This window comes from Synechococcus sp. R3-13, from assembly GCF_047462195.1.
Classification (GTDB): Bacteria; Cyanobacteriota; Cyanobacteriia; order Thermostichales; family Thermostichaceae; genus Thermostichus.
In genome coordinates, this window is the sequence record NZ_JANSIO010000484.1 from 1 (window position 1) to 6,017 (window position 6,017).

Below are 6,017 nucleotides of genomic sequence, written 5' to 3' on the forward strand. Positions count from 1 at the left end.
TTCTTAACTTTTGTTCTTGTTCTGCACAATAGGAGTGACCCCCATGACCTCAAGAACTTCCCTTCTGATGACTGTGGCTGTCCTTTCGGGCAGTTGGCTTGTTCTTCCGGCGGCAGCACAATCTTCCGGGACGGCCCGGGTGCGGTCGGTGGTGGATGGGGATACCTTCTGGGCGGACTTGAACGGCAGGCCAACCCGTTTTCGTCTGGCCTATGTGGATGCGCCGGAGCTGACCCAAGGGCGCTGGGGGCGGCTATCCCGAGAGGCTCTGCAAAACTTGCTCCCGACGGGATCCCTGGTGCAGGTGGATACCCTCTATGTCACACCGGAAGGGCTTCACATTGCCCAGGTGTACAACGCCGATGGTTTGGTGAATTTGGAGATGTTGCGCCAGGGTCAGGCGGTGGTTTACGAGCGCTTTTTGCACGGGGCCAATCGGCAGCGCTACTTAGAAGCTCAAGAGGGGGCCCAAGCGGCACGGTTGGGCTTCTGGCAGCAGCGCAATCCGGTGATGCCTTGGGAGTTTCGGGAGACGGCCACACAAACCTCGGCCTTTGCAGGGGTCAATGTTTTGGATGGTTCTTTGATTCGTGAAAATCCGGCGGCGGCTGCGGGTGTGGGGATTGCTACCGCAGTGGTGGTGGTGGGTCTGAGCAAAGTGCTGTGGAGAAAGCCCAGCCGACAGAGGGTGAGCATCCGGCAGATGGAGCGGGATCTGAAACAATTGCAGCGCAGCCTCACCACAACCCTGGCCAGTCGCAAGCAACTGGAACGGCGGTACGACGAAATTTTGCAAAAGGCCGAAGATTGGTTTGTCAGGGCTGAGAAAGCCAGCCAACAGAACCAGGATGACCTTGCCCGCGAGGCTTTGGTCCGGCGCAACCAGCACATGAGCGCAGCAGAAGCGGTTCGCAAATCTTTGGATGAAGTTGAAGCGCAGGTGGCAACCCTTCGCGAAGGCATTTCCCGCCTAGAAAGCCAGATCTCGATGGCCAAACTGGAGCGGGAGATGAACAACTGACGCGAACGCAACCATGCCCAACTCCTCTTTTGCGTCTTTTGCGCTAGAGGAGGGGATCTGCGCACTTGGGCTAAGGCAAGGACGGGGGCAGACTTTGCAGGATGGTGCGGACAACTGCTGCTGAGTTGAGCGCCGCCGTTTGAAAAAAGCTCAAGAAATCCGTATCGTCCCCTGCATCGCTGACCGAGCGCACCAGCAAACAAGGGATCCCGGCTTCTTGCGCTACTCGCACCACGGCTGCCCCTTCCATCTCCACCACCAAAGCGCCGGTGCGTTCTCGGATTTGTCGGCGTAGGTCTGCGTCGGCCACAAACACATCGCCGGTGGCCACCAAGCCTTGATGGATGACGGGATCCCGGCCTTGTAGGGGGTGGAGAGGGATCCGCTCGGGATGGGCCACAATCAGGTCGTAGAGGGCGCTATCGGCCTCGGCCAGTGGGTGGCGCAGCTCTGGGATAAAGTCGATCCCCAAAACAAAGCCCTCTGGACGCCCGGTGCCGAAGTCGTGCTCGATCGCCGCATGGGCCAGCACCACATCTCCCATGTGCAGGTGATCGGCCAAGGCCCCGGCCACACCGGTAAAAATGATCCCCTGCAAAGGGAAATGGGCCACCAACAGAGCCGCCGTGGTTGCCGCCCGCACCTTGCCCACCCCACCTTGTACCACCACCACCGGTTGCCCCGCCAGGGATCCCTGGTGGAACTGTCGCCCCAGATGGGTATGGATGGAGCAGGTTTCCATTGCTGCGGTGAGCATGGCCACTTCCTCGGGCAGGGCTCCAAGAATACCAATCGCTTTCTGGGGGAGATGAGATGGAGATTCCATAGAGCTTCCCTCAGGTTCTTCGAAAGACTTTTGAACAGGCTCTCTCTCCAGTTGGCGGGGGGGGATCGCTTGCCCTCACCTGTCCGGCCACTAAGTGAACCATTGCCAACGGTTTCATTCTCGCCTGAGTTGAGGATCCCAAAGCGATGACCGGATAGGTCGGAGTCTCAGGCGGTATAGCGGTATAGTTGAGGTGGTTGGATAGGGAATAGGGGGAAGACCATGGTCTACAGTGAGCCGCTCATGAGCACCTTTAACCCTTCGCCAGAGGTTTTTCCAGAGCCCCTTCGCTGCGTTGAGGTTGTCTCGGCGGTGGTTTCCAGCCTCAAAGAGGATGCGGCCTACGAAAACCATGAGCAGGGACACACCTGGAAGTTCACCTACGGCACGGCAGAAGTGTTCGTCCATCTGAGCGGCGAATCCCCAGAAGACACCCTTTTGGTATGGTCTCCTGTTCTCTCTCTGCCGGTGGCAGAACCGGCCAAGCTGATGCAGAAGCTCCTGGAGAAGAATTGGAGCGACACCCTAGAGGCGCGTTTTTGCATTTGGAACAACCAGGTGGTGCTGAACCACTACCGCACCTTGGAAGGGATCACAGCGGGCGAAATTTCCCGGGCCATCACCATTGTGGCCAGCTTGGCCGATGAATATGATGAGCCCCTCCAGGCCGAGTTTCCCAAAGTTTAGGGTCTGGCTTTGCCAGGATGGGATCCCAGGGATACTGGCTCCCCTACCGCGTGGCCTCTGGGGCCCGGCAAATGGAGCAGGATGCCTGGCTTCTGCAGCGGCTGCGCCATGACCCTCACCCCTGCCTGCGCTTTTATGGCTGGGATCAGCTTACCCTCTCGCTGGGACGGCACCAGGTTTGGCCAGATCCCCTGCCAGGGATCCCGATTGTGCGCCGACCCACCGGGGGAAGGGCGGTGCTCCATCAGGCGGCTGAGGATGCAGCAGAGCTGACCTACAGCTTGGTGTTGCCCCTTTCTTACTTGCAAGCCAGGTTGCCCAGTTTGCAGCGGGCCTGGGTGTACGACTTCTGTTGCCGCTTTTGGGTGCAGGGGTTGGCGGAGCTGGGCATTGCCATAGATGAGCCCGCTTTTGCTCACGGCCGAAGCCACCGGGATCCCGGCTACCGCAATAAAATCAGTTGCTTTGCCTCCCGTACCCGTGCTGACTTGAGCTGGCAGGGCAAAAAGCTGATGGGCAACGCCCAACTGTGGCAACCTTGGGGGATCCTGCAACAGGGATCCCTCCTATTGCAACCCAATCTAGAGCTGTGGGAACGGTATCTGCCCGGCTCGCAGGTGATTGGTATCTACGACATTTGCCCCACGGCGCCAGGGATCCCTGGCTTAGTCGACCATTTTCTGCAGGTGGCGGGGCGGTGCCTTGAGGTGGATTGGCAGGGGCAAGCTTTCTATGAGGGTGGGGGAATGTTTCAAACTCATCCAGAAAAGTGAGTATAGAATCAAGGCAGCAGTTGGCCGAATCCAACCATGCTGAGGACTTCAGCAGCAGTTTTGTTGGGTGTGTCGTTGTTCCTGCCAGGGCTTGCCTGGGCGATCACCCTCGAGCAAGTACCCAATCCTCGCCGCAGTTATGGGGGATGGGTTTCCGATACGGCCAATATTCTCAGCAGCAGCACCGAAAGCGAGCTGGATCGTCTCATCACTCAGCTTGAGCGGCGCACCGGCGCAGAAATGGCGGTGGTCACTGTGCCAAATACCCAGGGATACACCACGCCGAAAGATTTCACCACTCGGCTGTTTAACTACTGGGGTATCGGCAAGGTAGGCCAAAACAACGGGGTTTTGTTTCTCATCTCGGTGGGGGATCGGCGGGTGGAAATTGAAACAGGCACCGGCTTGACCACCATCCTCCCCAACAGCCGAGTCCAGCAGATTATCGACCGCCAGATCCTGCCCAAGTTTCGCGATGGGGATTTCGATGGCGGCACTCTGGCGGGGGTGCGGCAGTTGACCTCGGTGTTGCAGGGCCAGCCCGTTGCAAATGTTCCTGCGGCAGCTTCTGGAGTTACCACCTCAACGATTGCAACTCCTTCTGGGGCAGTTGCCCAGGGCATTGATTCTTCCCTGGTGGAAGGGATCCTGCTGCTGCTGGGGATCATCATTTTGGGGCTGGGGTGGCAGCGCTCTCGCATGCCCGTCTCTCTGAGGGCCGAGCGAGGGGGAAGACAAGTCCTCTCTCTGACACCCAGAGATCAAGGAACAGGTGCTGCGCTCTCGTCGGTTCAGAGCGGCCCCATTCGTCTCTTCCTCTATTCGGGATCCCTCTGCCTTGGCCTGTTCTTGGGGTTGTCCAGCGGCACTTGGCTGGGGTTCGCTTTGCCGGTTGTGGCTGCTATGGCCACTGACGGCACCTTGGGCCTGAAGCGTGGGATCCCTTTTCAGCCGGTGGTTTGTCAAGCATGTGGCCGACCCATGCGCCCAATCCAGCCCGAAGTTCTTAATAAGCGCCTCTACCAGCCGGATCGCCTAGCCAAAAGCAGTGGCAGAGCGCAGTACTACGGCTGGTTTTGCCCAGCCTGCCAGGGGGTTGCCGTAGTTGTTCGCGAAAGCCCGTCCTACCGCGACCATTACTGCCCTAGGTGTCGAGCTCTCACTTTGGATCTCTCCACGGAGATCCTTGTGGAGGCTACCTATTCCCAGAGCGGTTTGAAGCGGGAAATCTTTAGCTGCCCTTTGTGCTCCTACCGCACTGAGCGAGAGGTGGTCATCCCCGAGCTCAGCGACACAGACACAGATTCAGACTTCGGTGGAGATTCAGGTGGAGATTCAGACTTCGGTGGCGGTAGCAGCGGAGGTGGCGGAGCGGGCGGCAGTTGGTGAGACCCAACTCTAGAGATTTCTCTATCGATCTGAAAAAGGAGTCGGGCTTCTCTTAAATCCGCCAGGACAGTACAGTGGTAAGGGAGCAGCAATAGAAACTGGCTAAGGACGGATCTCTCATGACCCTCGGAGAAGGCGTACAACTGGTTACGTTTGTGGTGCTATCGGCGATGGCCATTGGCTTCGCGCTAGGCGTGGTTTGGGCCCCCAGCATTGTCTATTCCGGTTTTCTGCTCGGGGGCGTTTTCCTGAGCATGGCCGGGTTGTATCTCCTCTTGAATGCCGATTTTGTGGCCGCAGCCCAAGTTCTGATCTACGTCGGCGCGGTTAATGTGTTGATCCTGTTTGCCATCATGTTGGTGAATCGGCGCTACAACTTTGCTCCTCTGAAGCTGGGCTGGCTGCGCAACGGAGTGACGGCAGTCGTGTGCTTGGGGTTGTTTGCCCTTCTAGCCGCGATGGCTTTGAACACCCCTTGGCCGCTGCAGCCGATCCAACCTTTGAGCAGTGTGTTGGTGATCGGCGGCCACTTCTTCAGCGATTATCTTCTGCCTTTCGAGCTGGCCTCTGTCCTGCTGTTGATGGCTCTGATCGGTGCTATTGTGCTGGCGCGTCGAGAGTTTGTCATTCCCCAAGCTGGAGAAGGGGATCTGAGCTTGCTGGAGCGGGCCCGACCCCAGCTTGAATCGGAGTCGGAACGGCAAGCAGAGCTGGTGAGCACCCGTTGAAGCTACCTGCTCTCGATCACAAAATCCAGAGTTTTCCCAGTGCCCTTCTCATTGCGTATCTACTGGAGCCTATCGCGATGTTGCAACTGCAGTTTTTCTTGGTGGTGGCAGCGGTTCTTTTTTGTATTGGCATCTACGGCCTGATCGTCAGCCGCAATGCGATTCGCGTGCTGATGTCGATTGAGCTGATGCTCAATGCGGTGAACCTGAACTTCATGGCTTTCTCCAACTTTGTCGATTCAGCGATGATTCGCGGCCAGGTGTTCTCGGTGTTTGTCATCACTGTGGCGGCTGCCGAGGCCGCAGTGGGCTTGGCCATCGTGCTGGGGATCTACCGCAACCGCGCCACTATCGATATGGAGAGCTTCAACTTGCTTAAGTGGTAGACTTTTTCGATTGTTTAGTTTGTATCAAGCAAGGCTGGCTAATTCAAGTGAAGGCCAGAATGCCTGAGTAGAGCAAAGCTCCCAAAACAGGCAGGAAAACCAGCAGACCCAGCCAGCGGGATTTATTCAGGCGGGGTGGAATGGCAAAGATCACCCAGATACCGAAGATCAAGTTGACTAGGTTGTGTTGATCTTTCATTTGAGCCA

7 protein-coding genes are annotated in these 6,017 nt (G+C 57.7%); 6 read left to right on the forward strand and 1 reads right to left on the reverse strand.

The annotated features are described in order from the left end of the window. The first annotated feature begins 67 nt into the window (after nucleotides 1-67). The gene (locus NW856_RS13390) at nucleotides 68-1,021 is read left to right on the forward strand and encodes a PspA/IM30 family protein (protein ID WP_414400656.1); all 954 of its coding nucleotides are present in this window, start codon (nucleotides 68-70) and stop codon (nucleotides 1,019-1,021) included. A 70-nt stretch (nucleotides 1,022-1,091) separates the two neighbouring features. On the opposite strand, the gene NW856_RS13395 is transcribed toward NW856_RS13390, so the two are convergent. Beyond that, on the reverse strand, nucleotides 1,092-1,847 hold the full coding sequence (locus NW856_RS13395; RefSeq protein WP_414357952.1) for a 5'-methylthioadenosine/adenosylhomocysteine nucleosidase: 756 nt from the start codon (nucleotides 1,845-1,847) through the stop codon (nucleotides 1,092-1,094). A gap of 222 nt (nucleotides 1,848-2,069) precedes the next feature. Here NW856_RS13395 and NW856_RS13400 point away from each other — a divergent pair, with 222 nt between their 5' ends. From NW856_RS13400 to nuoK, 5 genes are all read left to right on the forward strand, one after another. Beyond that, entirely contained in the window at nucleotides 2,070-2,534 is a 465-nt protein-coding gene (locus NW856_RS13400; protein WP_414328810.1) for a YbjN domain-containing protein, read from the forward strand. Nucleotides 2,535-2,551: 17 nt separating this feature from the next. After that, nucleotides 2,552-3,307: a lipoyl protein ligase domain-containing protein gene (locus NW856_RS13405; protein WP_414400657.1), complete on the forward strand. Its 756-nt coding sequence runs from the start codon at nucleotides 2,552-2,554 to the stop codon at nucleotides 3,305-3,307. 36 nt (nucleotides 3,308-3,343) lie between these two features. After that, nucleotides 3,344-4,696 carry a TPM domain-containing protein gene (locus NW856_RS13410; RefSeq protein ID WP_414400658.1) on the forward strand — a complete coding sequence of 451 codons (1,353 nt, stop codon included), beginning with the start codon at nucleotides 3,344-3,346 and terminating at the stop codon, nucleotides 4,694-4,696. A gap of 119 nt (nucleotides 4,697-4,815) precedes the next feature. Continuing rightward, nucleotides 4,816-5,424 (forward strand): NADH-quinone oxidoreductase subunit J, encoded by a 609-nt coding sequence (locus NW856_RS13415; protein WP_414400659.1) that lies wholly within the window; start codon nucleotides 4,816-4,818, stop codon nucleotides 5,422-5,424. A gap of 80 nt (nucleotides 5,425-5,504) precedes the next feature. Further along, nucleotides 5,505-5,810: an NADH-quinone oxidoreductase subunit NuoK gene (gene nuoK / locus NW856_RS13420; RefSeq protein ID WP_041437244.1), complete on the forward strand. Its 306-nt coding sequence runs from the start codon at nucleotides 5,505-5,507 to the stop codon at nucleotides 5,808-5,810. The last annotated feature ends 207 nt before the right edge of the window (nucleotides 5,811-6,017 follow it).